The organism is Kaistia defluvii (assembly GCF_040548815.1).
Classification (GTDB): domain Bacteria; phylum Pseudomonadota; class Alphaproteobacteria; order Rhizobiales; family Kaistiaceae; genus Kaistia; species Kaistia defluvii_A.
Genome location: NZ_JBEPSM010000004.1, coordinates 121,393 through 139,505 on the forward strand (window position 1 = coordinate 121,393; position 18,113 = coordinate 139,505).

17 protein-coding genes are annotated in these 18,113 nt (G+C 68.3%); 10 read left to right on the plus strand and 7 right to left on the minus strand.

Features of this window, described 5'->3' with window-relative positions; genetic code table 11:
- The first annotated feature begins 57 nt into the window (after positions 1-57).
- Complete coding sequence (locus ABIE08_RS20740) at positions 58-2,574, plus strand: TIGR02302 family protein (RefSeq protein WP_354553754.1); 2,517 nt, start codon at positions 58-60, stop codon at positions 2,572-2,574.
- Between the two features lie 324 nt (positions 2,575-2,898).
- Here the strand turns inward: ABIE08_RS20740 and ABIE08_RS20745 are convergent, their stop codons facing one another.
- Together ABIE08_RS20745 and hpt are read right to left on the minus strand one after the other, a co-directional pair.
- Positions 2,899-3,288 (minus strand): response regulator, encoded by a 390-nt coding sequence (locus tag ABIE08_RS20745; protein ID WP_354553755.1) that lies wholly within the window; start codon positions 3,286-3,288, stop codon positions 2,899-2,901.
- Positions 3,289-3,502: 214 nt separating this feature from the next.
- Complete coding sequence (gene hpt / locus ABIE08_RS20750) at positions 3,503-4,048, minus strand: hypoxanthine phosphoribosyltransferase (protein WP_354553756.1); 546 nt, start codon at positions 4,046-4,048, stop codon at positions 3,503-3,505.
- A gap of 474 nt (positions 4,049-4,522) precedes the next feature.
- Between hpt and ftsE the strand changes: the two genes are divergently transcribed.
- The 4 genes from ftsE (at position 4,523) to ABIE08_RS20770 (ending at position 7,836) form a co-directional block, all read left to right on the plus strand.
- Entirely contained in the window at positions 4,523-5,182 is a 660-nt protein-coding gene (gene ftsE, locus ABIE08_RS20755) for a cell division ATP-binding protein FtsE (RefSeq protein WP_354553757.1), read from the plus strand.
- Positions 5,175-6,167: a cell division protein FtsX gene (locus tag ABIE08_RS20760; RefSeq protein WP_354553758.1), complete on the plus strand. Its 993-nt coding sequence runs from the start codon at positions 5,175-5,177 to the stop codon at positions 6,165-6,167. The genes ftsE and ABIE08_RS20760 overlap by 8 nt, the downstream gene beginning before the upstream one ends.
- 86 nt (positions 6,168-6,253) lie before the next feature.
- Positions 6,254-7,009, plus strand: a complete 756-nt coding sequence (locus ABIE08_RS20765; protein ID WP_354553759.1) for a YdcF family protein — start codon at positions 6,254-6,256, stop codon at positions 7,007-7,009.
- A gap of 35 nt (positions 7,010-7,044) precedes the next feature.
- Positions 7,045-7,836 (plus strand): lysophospholipid acyltransferase family protein, encoded by a 792-nt coding sequence (locus ABIE08_RS20770; protein WP_354553760.1) that lies wholly within the window; start codon positions 7,045-7,047, stop codon positions 7,834-7,836.
- 188 nt (positions 7,837-8,024) lie between these two features.
- Here the strand turns inward: ABIE08_RS20770 and ABIE08_RS20775 are convergent, their stop codons facing one another.
- A complete protein-coding gene (locus ABIE08_RS20775; RefSeq protein WP_354553761.1) occupies positions 8,025-8,555 on the minus strand; it encodes a gamma-glutamylcyclotransferase in 531 nt (176 codons plus the stop codon).
- 71 nt (positions 8,556-8,626) lie between these two features.
- On the opposite strand from ABIE08_RS20775, the gene ABIE08_RS20780 reads away from it, so the two are divergent.
- The gene (locus ABIE08_RS20780; RefSeq protein ID WP_354553762.1) at positions 8,627-9,739 is read left to right on the plus strand and encodes a DUF2125 domain-containing protein; all 1,113 of its coding nucleotides are present in this window, start codon (positions 8,627-8,629) and stop codon (positions 9,737-9,739) included.
- Positions 9,740-9,801: 62 nt separating this feature from the next.
- Complete coding sequence (locus tag ABIE08_RS20785; protein WP_354553763.1) at positions 9,802-10,476, plus strand: aspartate/glutamate racemase family protein; 675 nt, start codon at positions 9,802-9,804, stop codon at positions 10,474-10,476.
- 259 nt (positions 10,477-10,735) lie between these two features.
- Here ABIE08_RS20785 and ABIE08_RS20790 read toward each other — a convergent pair whose 3' ends face one another.
- The 4 genes from ABIE08_RS20790 to ABIE08_RS20805 form a co-directional block, all read right to left on the minus strand.
- The gene (locus ABIE08_RS20790; protein WP_354553764.1) at positions 10,736-11,662 is read right to left on the minus strand and encodes a prephenate/arogenate dehydrogenase family protein; all 927 of its coding nucleotides are present in this window, start codon (positions 11,660-11,662) and stop codon (positions 10,736-10,738) included.
- The gene (hisC, locus tag ABIE08_RS20795; protein ID WP_354553765.1) at positions 11,662-12,798 is read right to left on the minus strand and encodes a histidinol-phosphate transaminase; all 1,137 of its coding nucleotides are present in this window, start codon (positions 12,796-12,798) and stop codon (positions 11,662-11,664) included. The genes ABIE08_RS20790 and hisC overlap by 1 nt, the downstream gene beginning before the upstream one ends.
- Positions 12,798-13,676 (minus strand): chorismate mutase, encoded by an 879-nt coding sequence (locus ABIE08_RS20800; RefSeq protein WP_354553766.1) that lies wholly within the window; start codon positions 13,674-13,676, stop codon positions 12,798-12,800. Before ABIE08_RS20800 ends, hisC begins: the two co-directional genes overlap by 1 nt.
- A gap of 129 nt (positions 13,677-13,805) precedes the next feature.
- Complete coding sequence (locus ABIE08_RS20805) at positions 13,806-14,546, minus strand: class I SAM-dependent methyltransferase (protein ID WP_354553767.1); 741 nt, start codon at positions 14,544-14,546, stop codon at positions 13,806-13,808.
- A 92-nt stretch (positions 14,547-14,638) separates the two neighbouring features.
- On the opposite strand from ABIE08_RS20805, the gene gloB reads away from it, so the two are divergent.
- The 3 genes from gloB (at position 14,639) to ABIE08_RS20820 (ending at position 18,073) form a co-directional block, all read left to right on the plus strand.
- Positions 14,639-15,409 (plus strand): hydroxyacylglutathione hydrolase, encoded by a 771-nt coding sequence (gloB, locus tag ABIE08_RS20810; RefSeq protein ID WP_354553768.1) that lies wholly within the window; start codon positions 14,639-14,641, stop codon positions 15,407-15,409.
- Entirely contained in the window at positions 15,406-15,846 is a 441-nt protein-coding gene (locus tag ABIE08_RS20815) for a cupin domain-containing protein (RefSeq protein WP_354553769.1), read from the plus strand. Before gloB ends, ABIE08_RS20815 begins: the two co-directional genes overlap by 4 nt.
- 148 nt (positions 15,847-15,994) lie before the next feature.
- Entirely contained in the window at positions 15,995-18,073 is a 2,079-nt protein-coding gene (locus ABIE08_RS20820; RefSeq protein ID WP_354553770.1) for an NYN domain-containing protein, read from the plus strand.
- The last annotated feature ends 40 nt before the right edge of the window (positions 18,074-18,113 follow it).

The following is an 18,113-nucleotide window of genomic DNA, read 5'->3' on the forward strand; positions in this document are numbered from 1 at the left end:
GGACAAGACGGAGCGGCAATGACCGAGCCCGCGGGTGGCACTGCGGACAGCAAGCGAATGGCACCGGATCTTCCGGCTTCGCTGGAATCCGCCGCGCATCAGCGGATCGCGACCGCGGTCGTCCGGGCGAGGCTGGTGCTGATCTGGGAAGCCGCCTGGCCCCGGCTCGTGCCGATCCTCTGCCTTTTCGCGCTCTTCCTCGCCCTTTCCTGGCTCGGCGTCTGGTCGCGCCTCGCCGATCCGCTGCGCTATGGCGCGCTGGCGCTGTTCGGTATCGGCTATGTCGTGCTCATCCTGCGCCTGGCGCGGATGCCGCTGCCGACCCAGGACGAGGCGCTGGCCCGAGTCGCGCGCGAAAGCGCGATGGAACATCGCCCGGCCACCGCCTTTGGCGACCGGCTGTCCCAGCCGACCGACGATCCGTTGACGCAATCGCTCTGGCGCGCCCATCGCCTGCGCCTGCTGGAAAAGCTCGATCATCTCCGCACGGGCTTCCCCTCGCCAGGCATGAATGCGCGCGATCCCTATGCGCTGCGCTTCCTGCTGCCGCTGGTGCTGCTCGTCGCCTTCCTGATGGCGGGTCCGGACCGTCTCGACCGCATCGCCGACGCCATCCGGCCTGGCGCCTCGGCGGTCGAAGCGCCGCCGCGCATCGACGCCTGGGTGACCCCGCCCGCCTATACGAGCCGCCCCCCGATCTTCCTGACCGGCGACGCCGCGCGGCCGGGAAGCCTGGACCCCAATGTACCCATCAAGGTGCCGCAGGGCTCGGTCGTGACCCTCAGGATGCCGACGGAGCCGGATCTCGCGGCCGAGGCGACGACCGCGGCGGGCCAGGCTATCGCCTTCGACGCGGCGGTGGCCGCCAAGGCCACCAGCGGCACGGCGAGCGACGCCACGCCGTCGACCGAGCACAAGCTGACGCTTGCCGGTGACAGCGCGCTCCGCGTCGAGCGCGGCGGACGCCCCCTGCTCGCCTGGTCCTTTGCCGTCACGCCGGACGCGCCACCCAGCATCGAATTGACGCGCGAGCCTTCCGCGACTCAAAGCGGCGCGCTGTCGCTCGCCTATTCGCTGAAGGACGATTACGGCGTCCTGTCCGCCGCCGCCACGATCAGCGCCCTGGAGGCGCCCGCGGAAAGCGGCGCCCGTCCGCTGGTCGCCGCGCCCGAACTGCCGCTCAACCTGCCGCGCCTGCGGATGCGCGAGGGCACCGGCGAGACGATCCGCGACCTCTCGGCCCATCCCTGGGCCGGCGCCAAGGTCAAGATGCGGCTGACGGCGACGGACGAAGCCGGGCAGACCGGCACCAGCGCGGTCACCGAATTCACCCTGCCGATGCGCAGCTTCCACAATCCGATCGCACGCGCCGTGGTCGAGCAGCGCCGCGTGCTGGCGCTCGATGCCCGCACGGCGGCGCGTGTCGCCATGGCGCTCGACGCCATCACCCTCGACCCGGCCAAATTCAAGACCAATGGCTCCTATCTGGCGCTGCGGGCCGCCTACCACCGCCTGACCGGCGCGCGCAGCGACGCCCAACTGGTCGAGACCGTCGATTTCCTCTGGCAGATCGCGCTCGGCATCGAGGATGGCGACCTGTCGCTGGCCGCCCAGGACCTGCGCGCCGCGCAGGAGGCCCTGCGCAAGGCGATCGAGAGCAACGCCTCCGACGCCGAGCTCGAAAAGGCGATGCAGGACCTGCGCGAGGCCATGGACAAATATTTGGAGGCGCTGGCGCAGGAGGCGGCCCGCAACCCGCAATCCGCCAACCGGCAGCCGATGGACCCCAACACCCAGGTGCTGCGGCCGGAAGATCTGAAGAAGATGATGGATCAGATCGAGAACCTCGCCAAGACCGGTTCGCGCGACGCGGCGCAGCAGATGCTGAGCCAGTTGCAGCAGATGATGGAGAATCTCGAGGCGAGCCGTTCGCAGCAGGGCCAGGAAGGCCAGAACGGCGAGATGAACCAGGCCCTCGACAAGCTCGGCGAAATGATCCAGCGCCAGCAGCAGCTGATGGACAAGACCTTCAAGATGGATCCCGACACCGATGGCAGCGGCGCCGATGCGCAACCGATGACGCCGGAGGAGCGCCAGAAGGCACTCCAGGAACTGCGCGAGGGCCAGCAGAACCTGCAGAAGATGCTGCGCGACCTGCAGCAGACGATGAAGCAGCAGGGCATGCAGCCGGACGGCAAGCTCGGCCAGGCGGACCGCTCGATGGGCGACGCCGCCGAGCAGCTCGGCGAAGGTGCGCCGGGCCAGGCCGTCGGCCCGCAGGGACAGGCCCTGCAGGCGCTGCGGGACGGCGCGCGCAGCCTCGCAGACCAGATGGCCCGCCAGAACGGCAACGGCACCGGAACCCGCCAGGGCGGGCCAATGCCCGGCCAGGACCCGCTCGGCCGCCAGCAGCAGGGTCGCGGCACCGATTTGGGCTCGACAGTCAAGGTACCGGACGCGATCGACGCCCAGCGCGCCCGCGAGATCCTGGACATGATCCGCAAGCGGCTCGGCGATCCCTCACGCCCGCTGATCGAACGCGACTATCTGGAACGGCTGCTGCAGAAATATTGAGGGCTGTTTCGGCCAACGACGCACCGCCGGGCATCCCACCCTCGCGTCATCCCGGGCTTTGACCCGGGATCCATCCAGCAGGGGCGATGGCGCCCAAGGCTTCCCGGGAACCGGCGGCATGGCTCCCGGATCTCCGCTTCGCTGCGTCCGGGATGACGCCGGAGGATGGCTCAAGCAAGCCCCTCACCCCACCCTCCCCCGCAAGCGGGCGAGGGCTTTTGGCTAGCGCGTGGGAAACAATTCGCGTGGTTCGATAGAGCTCGATGAAGGTGAGCGTCCCCTCGCCCGCTTGCGGGAGAGGGACAGGGTGAGGGTCTACCTCTCCTACGCCACCGCGGAACGCAGATTGTTGGAATTCAGCGCGCATTTGACGATGTGGCGGATCTCGGCCAGCGAGAAGGGCTTGGTCACCACGTCGAAGATCAGCTCGGCGAGGCCATCGGCCCGCTCGCGCTGGTCGGCGAAGCCCGTCATCAGCAGGATGGTCAGGTCGCGATATTGCGACGCCGCCGCGTGGGTCAGCGCGATGCCGTCCATGATCGGCATCTTGATGTCGGTGAGCAGCAGGTCGAACGCGCCCTTTTCGCGGATCAGCACATCGAGGGCGTCCTCGCCGTCTTCGGCCGTCAGCACGTCATGGCCGTCCATCATCAGCGCGCGCGATACGAACATCCGCACCGCGTCATCGTCTTCGGTCACCAGAATGCGCGCCATCAGGTCCGTTCCCAGAGCATGATCCCCGGGGCGAAACCGGCCCCGATGGGATCATCCGTCAAACAATCAGACCGGGATCATCGCCCATTCCCCTAAACAGATCGTGACCTCGGCGCGCGAAGTGGCAAATCAAAACGGGACAGGCGCGCCGGGGTCCGACGCGCCTGTCCGAAATTCCTGCAATCCGGGGAATCGCCTACGCGGCGAAACCGCTCTATTCGGCGTCTTCCACGACACCGACGAAGGGCAGCTCGCGAAAGGCGTGCGCGACATCCATGCCGTAGCCGACGACGAACAGGTCGGGGCAATAGAAGCCGACATGGTCGGCGGTGATGTCGGTGGCGCGCTTGCCCGGCTTGTCGAGCAGCACGGCGATGCCGACCCGGGCGGCGCCGCGCTCCTGCATCAGCTTGCGGGCGAAATCGAGCGTCCGGCCGGATTCGAGGATGTCGTCGATCAGCAGTACGTCGCGGCCGGCGACCTCGCTTTCGATGTCCTTGACGACGCGGACCGTGCCGGCCGAGGTCGTGCCCGTGCCATAGCTCGACAGCGAGATGAACTCGACCTCCGGCGCCATGCCGGCGCCGTGCAGGGCGCGGATCAGGTCGGCGGCGAAGACGAAGCTGCCCTTCAGGATCGAGATGACCAGCAGGTCACGATAGCCGGCAGCGGCGATCTCGGTGGCAAGCTCGGCGTTGCGCCGGGCAATGTCGGGAATGTCATAGAGAACCCGGATCGACCGGCCGCGGACTACTGGCATCACTTCTTTCCTTCGTTGGCGAGAGCGGCGATGGCGCACCGAACGAAGGAAGTTGCCCCCTCGCGCGCCGTCTCGCTCGTCCGGCCGGGCGGTCAGGCCCGGGAAAGCAGTTCTCTTAGTCGCGGAATGGTCCGATGTCACCGAAAACGAGCCCGGAGGAGCGGAAAGCGGGCGCGATCTCCGCAATTTGTCGCAGCCAGGCCGGTATCATCGCCGATCGGCCGGCTTTGGCCACATAAAATCGCGGGGCCGGTGCCTTTGGCCCGGCGGTCGTCAGGTCCGCATGCCGCTGCTTTGCCTTGATCGGCTGCCATATCGACCGGGAACCGCCCGGTCGTCCGGGCATCGCTAACAACTCGTTAACGCTGATCCCGGCAAGCTGTGCGAATCGTCCCCGTCCCGGTGCGGTGGATTCCAGCGCGGCCGGGCGCGGCGGCCCACCACGGCAGAGAGAGCGGAAACAGGAAAAATACGGTGATCCGCTTCGAAAATGTCGGCCTGCGTTATGGCATGGGTGCCGAGGTCCTTCGCGACCTCTCCTTCCAGATCGCGCCCAAATCCTTCCAGTTCCTGACCGGCCCGTCCGGCGCGGGCAAGTCGACCTTGCTGCGCCTGCTCTGCCTGTCGCTGAAGCCGACGCGCGGCCTCATCACCGTGTTCGATCGCGATGTGGTGACCCTGCCCAAGGCCGACCTGCCGGCGCTGCGCCGACGCGTCGGCGTCGTGTTCCAGGATTTCCGCCTGCTCGACCACCTGACCACCTTCGAGAACGTCGCGCTGCCCTTGCGCGTGCTCGGCCGCGAGGAATCAAGCTACCGCGCCGACGTCATCGAGCTTTTGAAATGGGTCGGCCTCGGCGACCGCGTGCAGGCCCTGCCGCCGATCCTTTCCGGCGGCGAGAAGCAGCGCGCCGCGATCGCCCGCGCGCTGATCGGCCAGCCGGAGATCCTGCTCGCCGACGAGCCAACCGGCAATGTCGACCCGCCGCTCGCCAAGCGCCTGCTGCGGCTGTTCGTCGAGCTCAACCGGCTGGGCACCTCGGTCGTCATCGCCACCCACGATATCGGGTTGATGAACCAGTTCGACGCACGTCGTCTCGTGCTGCATGAAGGACGGCTGTCGATCTATGAGTGAACGCGCCGTCCATCGAGGCCCGGGCCTGTTTCGCCGGATGTTCGGAGCGATCCTGCCGTCGCGCCGCCGCCGGTCCCGCACCGGCACGCCGGTCTCGGCGCCGATCGTCCCGGCGCAGTCGATCGCCGGCAAGTCGCTGATGATCGTCATCGCCATCATGAGCTTCCTCGCCTGCCTGACGCTGGGCGCCGTATCGCTGGTGCGCGACGCCTCGCTGGGCTGGCAGGCGGATATCGTGCGCGAGGTCACCATCCAGGTCCGGCCGGTCGATGGCGTCGATACGGCGGCGGAAGCGGCCAAGGCTTCGGCCATCGCCGCCTCGATGCCGGGCGTCGCCCAGGCGCGCGTGCTGGAGGACTGGGAAAACGCCAAGCTGCTGGAGCCATGGCTCGGCAGCGGCCTCGACATGAGCGATCTGCCGATTCCTCACCTGATCGTCGTCGAACTGGCCGACCCCGACGCCGTCGACCTGATCGCGCTCGCCTCCCGCCTCGACAAGGAGGTGAAGGGCGCCAGCCTGGACGATCACCGCAACTGGACCGATCGGCTGAAGACCATGGCCAACGCCACGGTGATCATCGGCGTCTCGATCCTCGGCCTCGTCTTCATCGCCACGGTGCTGTCGGTGATCTTCGCGACGCGCGGCGCCATGGCGTCGAACCGCGACATCGTTTCCGTGCTGCATTATGTCGGCGCCGAAGCGAGCTTCATCGCGCGCGAATTCCAGCGCCACTTCCTGTTTCTCGGCCTGAAGGGCGGGTTGCTCGGCGCGTCGGGCGCGGCGATTCTGTTCGCCGTGCTTTCCTTCTTCATCGGCCGCTCGATCGCGACGCCGGAGGGCGACCAAGTCTCCGCCCTGTTCGGCCGCTTCGCCATTGGCCCGACCGGCTATCTCGGCGCGCTGGTCATCGCGCTTCTGATCGGCGTGATGACCGCGATTACCTCGCGCCTTACCGTTTATCGTCACCTGGCCTCGATCGAATGAGCGCCGAAGCGCCCTTGTCCCCCGCTCCGCGCGACGACGCGCAGTCCGCCCACTCTTGGCCGCAATCCGCTTGCAATCTGGCCTCCATGAGTGACGCGGCCCAAACCGATCCGGACCTTGGCCGACGGAGTTTCGCCGGCGCATCCGCGCGCGGCCATGCGCGCCGCCCCCATCCGGCCCCAGGCCGCCGCCCCTTCATCACCGTTCTGCTGCTGCTCGCGATCGCCGGATCCTTCGCCGGCATCGATTTCGCGCGCTTCGCCCGCCAGGTCGCCAATCTGAGCCCGCCGACGGATGCGACGGCGGAAGGCATCGTCGCGCTCACGGGCGGAACGGCGCGAATCGACGGCGCGCTGGCGCTGCTGCGCGACAACCGCGCCGAGAAACTGCTGATCTCCGGCGTCAATCCGGCGGTCGGCCGGCACGACATCGCCCGCGCGGTCGAGAGCGAGGAAAGCGTCGTGCTCGACCAGCGCGTCGATCTCGGCCACGCTGCGCGCGACACGATCGGCAATGCCGACGAGACCCGCGCCTGGGTGGAAAAGCAGGGCATTCACTCGCTGATCATCGTCACCAGCGACTATCACATGCCCCGAAGCATGGTCGAACTCGGCCGCGCCATGCCCGGCGTGCGGCTCATTCCCTACCCGGTTTCCAACAAGCAGCTCGAAATGGACCGTTGGTGGCGGCACGCGGCATCAGTAAAGCTTCTCCTCAGCGAGTACCTGAAGTATACGCTCGCTCGTGCGCGGCTCGCCTTCGAGACGCCGCGGGGGGAAAGCGTCACCGCCTATGCTGCGGACACGCATACTCACGCGACAACGGGCGGGGTTCTGCGCTGACGCCGTATTGTTCGACGCCGACGTAGAACCGCACCATGCTGATCCTTCGCTCACTGCTCTTCCAGGCCGCGTTCTATCTGATCATGGCGATCATTCTCGCCGTGACGCTTCCGTTTTTCTTCTTCCTGCCGCATCGCGCCGCCATCGCCGTGGTCAAGTTCTGGACCGCCTCGTCGATGTGGGCGCTGCGCGTGTTCGCCGGCACGAAGATCGAAGTTCGCGGCATCGAGAAGCTGCCCAAGGGCGGCGGTTTGATCGCGCCGAAGCACCAGTCCGCCTTCGAGACGATGGCGCTGTTTCCCATGCTCGACGATCCGACCTATGTGATGAAGCGCCAGCTGATGTGGATCCCGCTGTTCGGCTGGTACACCTGGAAGGCCGGCATGATACCGGTCGACCGCGCCGGCGGCTCCAAGGCGCTGCGCAAGCTCGCGGCCGACGCGAAGGAAGCCGTGCAGGAAGGCCGCCAGGTCATCCTGTTTCCGGAAGGCACGCGCCGCACGGCCGGCTCGCCGCCCGACTACAAGTTCGGCATCATCCATCTCTATCGCGAGCTGAAGGTCCCGGTGGTGCCGATCGCGATGAATTCGGGCCTGTACTGGCCGCGCAAGAGCTTCCTGCGCTTCCCCGGCACCATCGTCATCGAAGTGCTCGACCCGATCCCGCCGGGCCTCGATTCGAAGACCTTCCTGGCGACGCTGATCGGCGTTCTGGAGCCGGCGACCGACAAGCTGCTGGTCGAGGCCGCCGAAGGCCCCTTGCCCCCGCCGCTGCCGCCGGAAGCCGCCTCCCGCATCGACACGATCCGGGCAAGCCAGTCGGCCTGAACTGAGAGCCGTCGTCTCGAAGCACGAGCCCGCCTTCACCTCCCCCTGAGGGAGAGGTCGACGCACGCAGTGCGGCGGGTGAGGGTTTACGCCCTCTCCGGACAGGTCCCTAAACCCTCACCCGGAGCTTCGCTCCGACCTCTCCCTCAGGGAGAGGTAAGGCCTTAGATTTCTTGCGACCTATCCAGCTAGGCCTCCGCCAGAAGCTGTTCCGCCAGCCATTCGAGCTGCGGATCCTCGATGCCGAGGCTTGCCAGATGCGCGGCCGTGGCAAGCACGTAGTCCCGGTTGCTGCCGGCCTTGCCGACGCTGTCGCGCACCTGCGCCAGAACCGCCTCGCGCGAGAGATCTCCGGCATATTGCGGATGGTCGCGGTCGACGACATAGGTCACCGCCTGCACATAGTCCCGCGCCGGCCGCTCGAGCCGGATGCTGCGCTCGACCTCCAGATAGGAATTGGTCACCAGCTCACGCTCGCGAAGATAGGTGAGGACCGATTCCCGCGCCTCCGGCGCGACGCGAAACGCCATGCCGCGGCAAGAGCCGCCGCGATCGAGGCCGAGCACCAGCCCGGGATGCTCCGGCGTCCCGCGATAGACATAGGACTGGACGCAGAAGGCGCGCCGCTCGCCTTCGAGATGCGCCGGATGCGCTTCCTCGAAGACGAAGCCGGGCCGCCACATCAGCGAGCCATAGCCAAAGACCCAGAAATCGGACATGAGTGCGTCCTCGAAAAGACAGATTATCACCGCGTAACAGCCGCCGCCCGCCACATCAACGGAGGAAACGGATGATCGACCCGGCCAAGACGGACGCAACCGCAGGCGCGGACGCTGCCGCGAAGACCCGGCCCCGTTCCGCCCGACGCAAGTTCCAGTTCGTCATCGCCGCCGCCGTGCTGCTTTGCGCGCTCTGGGCCGGCGGCTGGTTCTGGGCCAACCACATCGCGACCGAGCGAATCGCCGCCATGAAGGCGGATTTCGTCGCCGAGGGCGGCGTCATCGGCTGCGACGCCGAATCGCTGGGCGGCTTCCCGTTCAAGTTCACGCTCGATTGCGCCCCTGCCTCGCTGGAGCTGCCCTCGCGCGGCCTTTCGGCCAGCGTCGGCGCGCTGGAGGCGATCGCGCTGCTCTACAATCCCGGCCATGTGCTGGCCTCCGTCCAGGGACCGCTGGCGCTCAAGGCCCCGGGCGATCTCGCCGTCCAGGCGAACTGGACATCGCTGCAGACCAGCATCCGCGTCGGCACGTCGCGCCTGAAGCGCTTTTCCGCCGTCACCGACGACCTGACCACCACCATCAGCGCGCCGGCCGACCCCCGCCTGCCCACCGCCGCGCGGGCCAAGCATGCCGAACTGCATTTGCTGCAGAACCACGCTGACGCCACGGCGCTGGACCTTGCCGGCACCGTCGACGGATTTGCCGCCACCATTCCCGGCGCGCCGCAGCTGCCCGATCTCGCCGCCCAGCTCTACGCCACCCTGCCCGGCGCGCTGCCCGAGCTTCGTGACGGCCATGTCGATCCGCTGCCCGCCTGGCTCGCCGCCGGCGGACAGGTGAAGCTCGGCCAGCTCGGCATCGATATCGGCGGCTTCCTGGCCAATGCCAGCGGCGACCTCTCGGTCGCCCGCGACGGCGTCATCTCCGGCAAGGTCGCGATCCGTGTCGACCAGCTCGAAAAGCTGCCCGATCTCGCCGAGTTGCTCCATCCCGGCAGCCGCGACCGCGTGGCGCAGATCCTGGTCCCGCTCTCGGCCTTCCTGAAGCCGGTTCAGGTCGACGGCAAGACCTGGCGCGAGACGACGCTGACGATCAAGAACGGCCGGGTCTCGGCGGGCTTCATCCCGCTCGGCCGCCTGCCGCCGCTGAAGCTCGGCAATGCCGCCGGCGTCGCCGGCAGCTGAGCCGGTTCTGGCGCGCGCCTTGCTTGCCGGTATCGGCATGAAAGCACTCCGGAGACCTGCGCATGATGGAACGGCCCGATGGCACCCAAGCCCCGCTGCGGCTTATGGTGATCAATCCCAACACGTCGGACGCGATCACGGCGAGGATCCAGGCCCTGGCCGAGGATGAGGCCGGGCCGGATGTCGCCGTCACCGCCGTCACCGCCCGCTTCGGCGCGCCCTATATCTCGGACCGGGCGGGTGCGGCGATCGCCGCCGACGCCGTGCTGGATGTCGCCAAGGCCGCGTCGCAGGAAAGCGGCGTGCCGGATGCGATCGTCATCGCCTGTTTCGGCGATCCCGGCCTCGACGCGCTGCAGGCCGCCTTCGCCTGCCCTGTCGTCGGCTTCGCCGAAGCCGGCCTTCGCGCGGCCGCGGCCGAGCCGGGTCCCTTCATGGTCGCCACCAATGGCGAAGCCTGGTGCGACATGCTTTCGGAACTCGCCGGAACGATCGGCCTTTCCGACCGTATCTCCAGCTTCCTGTCGATCGGCGATGCCGCCGCGCGCGATGCCGAACTTTGCCGCGCGGTGATCACGGAAGAGGCGGAACGGACGGGCGCTGCCCGCGTGGTGCTCGGCGGCGCCGGCCTGATCCCGATCCTCGCCGACGTCGCCACCAACCTGCCGCTGCCGCTCATCGACCCGCACCGGACCGCGATCCGCAAGGCGATCGCACTGGCCCAAGCCGCGCGCTGAGGCCTCCTGGATCTTCGGGCGACATCGTTGGAACGCCCAACGCACTGCCTCGCTCGGCCGTCATCCCGGCGGCGGCCGGGATCCATACCCTCGACGCCGCCGGAGGGAGAACGGCCAAGGTTTGCCGGGCCGGTGTTTATGGCCCTCGGCCTTCGCGGGGGGCGACGAACTTGCCGTGCGTCGGAACCCGCACCCTCACCCGGAGCTTCGCTCCGACCTCTCCCTCGGGGAGAGGTGAAGCAAGCGCATGGCCTCAACCCTACGGCTTCGTGTGATCCCGGCGGCCGAAGTCCGGCGCGGCGGTATCCTGGCCGATCGCGACGATCGAGCGGCGGATGGCGCGGGTGCGGGTAAACAGGTCGAACAGCGTGTCGCCGTCGCCATTTCGGATCGCCCGCGTCAGCGTCGCCAGATCCTCGTTGAAGCGGCCCAGCATCTCGAGCACGGCTTCCTTGTTGTTCAGGAAGACGTCGCGCCACATCGTTGGGTCGGACGCCGCGATACGGGTGAAATCTCGGAAGCCCGAGGCCGAGAACTTCAGCACTTCCGAGCGGATGCCGGATTCGAGGTCCGCGGCCGTACCGACGATGTTGTAGGCGATCAGATGCGGCAGATGGCTGGTGATCGCCAGAACCAGGTCGTGGTGCTCGGCGCTCATCGCCTCGACATTGGCGCCCAGCGCCCGCCAGAACGCCATCAGCTTTTCAACCGCTGCGGGATCGACGGTCTCTGCCGGGGTCAGCACGCACCAGCGGTTCTGGAACAGATCGACCAGGCCGGCATCGGGACCGGAATGCTCGGTTCCCGCCAGCGGATGACCGGGGATGAAGTGCACGGCCGACGGCAGATGCGGGGCCATCGCCTTGACGACGGAAACCTTGACCGAGCCGACGTCGGAGACGATCGCGCCGGCCTTCAGATGCGGGCCGATGGCCTTGGCGACGTCACCCGACGCACCGACCGGAACGCAGACAATGACGAGATCGGCATCGCGCACGGCATCCCCCGCGTCCGCGAAATAGACGTCGCCCAGGCCGAGCTGTTCGGCGCGGGCGAGTGTCGCCGGGCTGCGGGTCGAGATGGCGATCTCGCCCACGACGCCGGCGCGGCGCGCGGCGAGCGCGATCGAAGCGCCGATATGGCCGATGCCGACCAGAGCGAGCTTGCCGAAGAGAGGCTCCGACATCAGCGCGCCGTCCGGTGCAGGAAGTCGCGCAGCGCCGCGATCGTCGCCTCGTTCGCCTCGGCCGAGCCGATGGTCATGCGCAGCGCATTGGGCAGGTGATAGCTGGTCATGACACGCAGGATGATGCCATGCGAGACGAGATATTCGTCGGCATCGACCGCGCGGCGGCCCTTGTCTTCCGGAAAGTGGATCAGCACGAAATTGCCGACGCTCGGCGTCACCTCGAGGCCGAGCGAGCGGATGCCCTCGGTGACGCGCGGCAGCCATTCCTCGTTATGCGCGATGGCGGCGTCGATATGGGCGCGATCCCGCAATGCCGCTATGCCGGCGGCCATGGCCGGGGCGGAAACGTTGAACGGGCCGCGGATGCGGTTCATCGCATCGATCACCTCGGCCGGGCCATAGCCCCAGCCGAGACGCACGCCGGCCAGGCCGTAGATCTTCGAGAAGGTGCGCGTCATCAGCACGTTCGGCACGCTGCCGGCGAGCTCGATGCCGCTCTCATAATCGTTGCGGCGGACATATTCCGAATAGGCGGCGTCCAGCACCAGCAGGACGCGCGGCGGCAGCGAGGCATGCAGCCGGCGGATCTCGCTGAACGGCAGATAGGTGCCGGTGGGGTTGTTCGGATTGGCGACGAAGACGATGCGCGTCTTGTCCGTCACCAGTTCGAGGATGCCGTCGACATAGGCCGTCAGGTCCTTTTCCGGCGCGACGACGGGCGTGGCGCCCGCGGCCTGGATCAGGATCGGATAGACGTTGAAGCCGTGCCGCGAATAGATCGCCTCGTCGCCGGGGCCCAGATAGACGTGGCTGACCATCGCCAGCACGTCGTCGGAGCCGTTGCCGCAGATGATGCGGGACGCATTGATGCCATAGGCGTCAGCGATCGCGGCGCGCAGTTCGCCGGCCGAGCCATCGGGATAGATCTCGAGCTTGGCGGCGGCCGCCTGGTAGGCGGCGACGGCGGCAGGGCTCGGCCCAAGCGGCGTCTCGTTGGAGGAAAGCTTGTAGACCTTGGAGCCGCCGGTCGCCTTCGAGCGGCCCGGCACATAGGGGGCGATATCCAGAACGCCCGGACGCGGCACGGGCCGGTCGGCGGGCTTGGTATCCGGCGTCTTCGACGACTTGTTCATCACGATACTCCCGCCTCGTCGAGGCGCTCATAGAGAACTGGATTGGCGTCGACATCGCCGATGGCGATGCCGCGCGACAGCGCGCCGACGCGCGCCACATCCTCGAATCCCGCATGCGCCGCGAGGGCGGCAACCGGCGTTCCAACCGGCAGGGCGATCAGCTTTTCCGCTCCCGCCTCGGCCAGCACGGTTCCGCCGGCCGCGACGATCGCCGGCCACGGATCCTTGCCGATCGCCGTCACGGCGAAGAGATCAAGGTCCGGCGGCGTCGGATCGGCCAGCTCCGGCGCGATGACAAAGGCCGGGTGCTCGGCCGGACGGCCCGCGATCCGGATATAGGGCGACATCGCCATGATGCGCGGCGCGGACGGACGCCCGAGCGCCCGCCACCAGGCGCCGGCGGAGGGGGGCTGCTCGGCCGAGACCAGACCAAGATCGGTGCCGGTCTCGCGGATATGGTTGATCGTCGCCACAGCGTCGGCATAGCCGTGCAGCGCCACGGTGAAGCCGAACAGGAAACGGGCGGTATCGCGCAGCGAGTCGCGGGCGACGCCCTGGTCGATGCCGACGTCGAAATTCGCCTGCATCCGCGTGAAGGTCGTGATGATCTCGCGCCAGATATGCTCGACGGTCCAGATCGGCAGCGCGCCCTCGTGTCGTGCCACCAGCCGGCGCATCATGTCGGCCTCGCGGCCCGGACGGAACGCGGCGCCGGGCCGGCTCGTGCCCTTGACCTTGATCAGCGTGTCGATGGCCGTGCCGCGCTCGATCAGGCAGCGATGCATCTCGGCATCCAACTCGTCGATCGTTTGCCGGATGCGGGCGAGTGTCGCCGCATCTGCTTCGGTGGCAGAATTCTTTGTCTCGGTCGAGGCCATCGTTGGATCGGCTCTTGGCGGGAAAAACACAAGCCGCGCCAAGGCGGACGGCGGCGGCCGATTCATAGGCAAGCCCAACCGCAAAATCAAAGAAAACATCGCGATGCCAGGTGGCGACGACCGATGGGATTATCCCGGCGGCGCCAGCGCCGGGCGAAAGGCGGGCTGGCGGCGGCGATGGCTGCGCGCCGGCAGGCCCTGATAGACCAGCTTGGTGGCCTCGACGATCTGCACCCCGGCAAAGCCCGGCCAGAGCATCTCCCCGGTCCGTTCCCAGCCGCGGCCGCTATGGATCAGCATGCGGCTGGCGAAGGGCGGGGCAAACAGCGCGCCGCTCCATGCCGTCTCGCTGAATTCGGTATTGCGCAGCAGCGTCGCCAGCTGGCCGCGGCTGAAGGGCCTGCCATAGCCGAAGGGCGTGCTTTCCACCCGCGCCCAGATGCCGCGCCGGTTCGGCACGACCACGATCAGCTTGCCGCCCGGAACCAGCACGCGCCAGAGCTCGCGCAGCGTCTCGCGCGCATTGGACGCCGTCTCCAGGCAATGGATGACGAGGATGCGGTCGATCGACGAATCGGTCAGCGGCAATTCGTCCTCGGCGACGAGCGCGGCCAGGTTGCCGCCCTCGGACGGCCAGTTCATCACGCCCTGGGCGGCCGGCATGAAATTGAGCACGCGCTCCGCCTGGGCCACGAAAGGGGCGAGATAGGGCGTCGCATAGCCGAGCCCCAGCACCCGGTCGCCGGTGACGCGCGGCCAGAGCGCCGCCAGCTTGGCCGCGACCAGGCCCTGCGCGACGCCGCCCAGCCGCTCGGTATAGAAGCTCGCGAGATCGAGCACGTCGGGCGTCAGCGTACGGCCCTGTTCCAAACACGATCTCCCCTGTCGATGTCGGCGCGACGATGTTAGGTAACGATCCGAAACGACGCCACCCCATCCATACGCCCATATTGGAGTTCGTCATGGCTCTCGCAATCTTCCAGTTCCCCTGCCTTTCCGACAATTACGGCGTGTTGATCCACGACGAGGCTTCCGGCCGCACCGCCTCGATCGACGCCCCGGACGCCGTGGCCGTCAGCGCGGCGCTGGACAAGACCGGCTGGAGACTGACGGAAATCCTGACGACGCATCACCACGCCGATCACACCGACGGCAATCTGGCGCTGAAGACGACGACCGGCTGCACCATCACGGGGCCGAGCTACGAGGCCGACACCATCCCCGGCATCGACAACACGCTCTCCGAAGGCGACGTCTATGATTTCGCCGGCCATCCGGTACATGTGATCCACACGCCGGGCCACACGCTGGGCCACATCGCCTACTACCTGCCGGAAGACGGGATCGCCTTTGTCGGCGACACGATGTTCGCGCTCGGCTGCGGCCGCGTCTTCGAAGGCACGCTCGACCAGATGTGGGATTCGCTGCAGAAGCTCGCCGCCCTGCCGGATGAGACGGTCGTCTATTGCGGCCATGAATATACCGAATCGAACCTCCGCTTCGCCATGACCATCGACGGCAGCAATCCCGCTCTGCTCGCCCGCGGCGAGGAAATCCGCGCGCTGCGCGCCGCCGGCAAGCCGACCGTGCCGACGACCATCGCCGCCGAGAAGGCGACCAACCCCTATCTGCGCGCCGGCGATCCGGCCGTTCGCCAGGCGATGGACATGCCGACCGCACCAGCTTCCGAAGTTTTCGCCGCCATCCGCACCGCCAAGGACAATTTCAAGTGAGTTCGGCCGACGAGATCATCCGCAAGCTCGAACTCCAGCCGCATCCCGAGGGCGGCTTCTATCGCCGCACCTTCGAGGACAGCGTCACCCATAATGGCCGGCCTGCCTCGACGGCGATCTACTACCTGCTCGCGGCGGGCATGAAATCGCACTGGCACCGGATCGATGCGATCGAGGTCTGGCACTACTATGCCGGCGCGCCGATCGAATTGTCGCTGTCGGAAGATGGCGGCGTGACCGAGACGTTTCGCCTCGGCGGCGACGTTCTGGCCGGCGAGCAGCCGCAGGTCATCGTGCCCACCGGCTGGTGGCAAGCGGCCCGGAGCCTCGGCGACTGGACGCTGGTCGGCTGCACGGTAGCGCCGGGCTTCCGTTTCGAAGGCTTCGAACTGGCCGCGCCGGAGTGGGCTCCGCTCGATCAGCCCGAGCGTTACTGAGGAGAAGACCGCCATTCTTCATCGAGAGTGGCGAAGCGGCATCGCCAAACCGGCGACGGCCCGTTAAGGTGCTGTCGCCGTTGGGGCAATGGCAGCAAATCTAAGATCTGAGTGGGGGGAAGACGTTGGTGCACCGCAGGGATAGGTCATGACGGCCCCAATCAAGAGCGTTCTCTTCGTCGACTATGACAGCCTCTATCTGAGCCTTCGGGCCCGCGACCCCGGCATGGCGCGGCGTTTCGCGCTGCGCCCCGGCGTCTGGCTCGAGGCGATCGAGGCCGGATTGCTGCTGGAGCCGCGCGGCGAGGAAGCTACCCGCCGCCGCATCCTGATGCGCCGCTGCTATGCCGATCCGAAGCTGCTGGGCAAGGCGCGCTCCGCCTTTACAGGCCACGGCTTCCAGATCGTCGACTGCCCGCCCTTGCCAGGCCGCGAGCGCAACTCGGCCGAAATCCACATGGTGCTCGACACCATCGATGCGCTGGCGCACCAGACCGGCTTCGAGGAATTCATCCTGCTGTCGGCCGATTCCGACCTGACGCCGGTGATCTACCGCCTGCGCTCCTACAATCGCTCGACCGTGATCTACTCGACGCTGACGACCTCGGCCGGCTATCGCACCATCGCCGACGGCGTGCTCGACGAACAGGCGCTGATCGCGCTTCTCGCACCCACGGCCGACGCCGAAACGCCCGAGACGACGGACGAGGCGGAAGAAGAGAACGCGCAGGGCCGCGCCAATGGCAACGAGCGCGACGGCCTGGCCGGCCTCGCCCGCCGCGTCCACCAAGCGACCAACGTTCCGCTGTTCTCGCCGCGCGTCTATGGCGAACTGTTCCGCGCGCTGACCCGCGAAGTCGCCGAGAACGGCTATCATTTCCAGACCACGGCGGAGAATGTCGCCGCGCGGCTGACGGCGAACGGCCGCAACGCCTCGCGCCGGCAGATTGCCTTCGTGGTCAAGGGACTGGCGCTGAAGGGCCATGTCTTCTCGACCAGCGACAGCCCGGAAAAGCTGGCGGAAGCCTTCAAGGAACAGGTGCTCTATCTCGCGCGCAATGCCGGTGTCGAAATCGACGAGGGCATGGAGACGCTGATCAGCACCTGGATCGTCGGCCGCGAAAGTTCGTCGCCGGCCGTTGCCTCGCCGTCCCTGCCGGCCGAAGCGGCAGTGGTCGCCGCCGCGCCGGCCGAGCGCCCCGCCCCGCGCCCGATCCCGTCGCCGCCGATCCAGGCGGCTCCGCAGGCTCCAGCCCAGCCCGCCTGGACCCGACCGGCCGTGTCGCAGCCCGATGCGCCGCAGCCCACCGTGCAGCCGCAGGCGCTTCAGCCCCAGGCCCCACGGCCGGTGATCGCGCCGCAGCCGGCGGCCCCGGCGACGGTTTCGCCCTCGCGCCTGTCGTCGCAGCCCTCGGCGCAGCCCGTGGCGCCGCAGGCGATCCCACGCGAAGCCCGTCCGATCAGCCTGCAGCCGATCTCGGCAACCATGCCGCAGCCGACCCGGCCGATCCAGGTGCACGCGATCGTCGAGCCGGCGCCCGAACCGGCCGCGCCCGAGCCCCAGGTGGCCGCGCCCGTCGAACCGCGCGCCCCGCGCCCGGTGGCGGAACCCGCCGCGCCGGTGCTGAGCCCCGCGCCCCAGGCGCCGCCGCCACAGGCGACCGTTCGCACAGAGATCCGCCCCGAAACGCCGCAACCGACGCTCCGCCGCTCCCAGGTCGACCCGGAATCGCTTCTCGCCGAGATTTCCTCGCCGCAGCCGGCGCCCCGCTCCAACATCGCCCCGCCGCGCCCGCGCGCGCCGCGGCCGATCACCCCGGAACCGACGGCCGAGCCCGCGCCGCCGGCCAGCCCGGCGCGCCCGCCCGCGCCCCGCGCCCCAGCCGGCACCGCTGTTGCCACGCGGCCTCCGGCGCGGCGCCTGTCCGCTCCCGCGCCCGACAATGCCGGCGACCCGATCGAAAATTCGATCCTCGCCGCGATCGCCCAGGCGGTCGATGTGTTGGTCGATGACGGCGGCGAGCAGGAGGCTCCGCAGGCAGCGCCCAAGCCGGTTGAGCCGCCGGCACAGCGCGCCGCGCCGCCGCGGGCCCCTGCCCGTATCGCGGCGCCCGTGCGCGCGCCGGAGCCGACGCCCTACCCGGCCGCCGAGGATGGCGACATCGGCGACGAGATCCAGCGGATCCTCGCCGCCTACAGCCAGAACCGGAAGCCGACCGGCCGATAGAGGCTACGAGCTTCGCATTCTCCAATGAAAAAGGCCGGCG

What these genes read in the sequence shown, in the direction of transcription:
- ABIE08_RS20740 (WP_354553754.1), top strand. Translation starts at nt 58, where the DNA reads ATGGCACCGGATCTTCCGGCTTCGCTGGAATCCGCCGCGCATCAGCGG.
- ABIE08_RS20790 (WP_354553764.1), bottom strand. Translation starts at nt 11,662, where the DNA reads ATGTCGGAGCCTCTCTTCGGCAAGCTCGCTCTGGTCGGCATCGGCCAT.
- ABIE08_RS20800 (WP_354553766.1), bottom strand. Translation starts at nt 13,676, where the DNA reads ATGGCCTCGACCGAGACAAAGAATTCTGCCACCGAAGCAGATGCGGCG.
- hpt (WP_354553756.1), bottom strand. Translation starts at nt 4,048, where the DNA reads ATGCCAGTAGTCCGCGGCCGGTCGATCCGGGTTCTCTATGACATTCCC.
- hisC (WP_354553765.1), bottom strand. Translation starts at nt 12,798, where the DNA reads ATGAACAAGTCGTCGAAGACGCCGGATACCAAGCCCGCCGACCGGCCC.
- gloB (WP_354553768.1), top strand. Translation starts at nt 14,639, where the DNA reads ATGGCTCTCGCAATCTTCCAGTTCCCCTGCCTTTCCGACAATTACGGC.
- ABIE08_RS20785 (WP_354553763.1), top strand. Translation starts at nt 9,802, where the DNA reads ATGATGGAACGGCCCGATGGCACCCAAGCCCCGCTGCGGCTTATGGTG.
- ABIE08_RS20770 (WP_354553760.1), top strand. Translation starts at nt 7,045, where the DNA reads ATGCTGATCCTTCGCTCACTGCTCTTCCAGGCCGCGTTCTATCTGATC.
- ABIE08_RS20820 (WP_354553770.1), top strand. Translation starts at nt 15,995, where the DNA reads ATGACGGCCCCAATCAAGAGCGTTCTCTTCGTCGACTATGACAGCCTC.
- ABIE08_RS20775 (WP_354553761.1), bottom strand. Translation starts at nt 8,555, where the DNA reads ATGTCCGATTTCTGGGTCTTTGGCTATGGCTCGCTGATGTGGCGGCCC.
- ABIE08_RS20745 (WP_354553755.1), bottom strand. Translation starts at nt 3,288, where the DNA reads ATGGCGCGCATTCTGGTGACCGAAGACGATGACGCGGTGCGGATGTTC.
- ABIE08_RS20765 (WP_354553759.1), top strand. Translation starts at nt 6,254, where the DNA reads ATGAGTGACGCGGCCCAAACCGATCCGGACCTTGGCCGACGGAGTTTC.
- ABIE08_RS20760 (WP_354553758.1), top strand. Translation starts at nt 5,175, where the DNA reads ATGAGTGAACGCGCCGTCCATCGAGGCCCGGGCCTGTTTCGCCGGATG.
- ABIE08_RS20780 (WP_354553762.1), top strand. Translation starts at nt 8,627, where the DNA reads ATGATCGACCCGGCCAAGACGGACGCAACCGCAGGCGCGGACGCTGCC.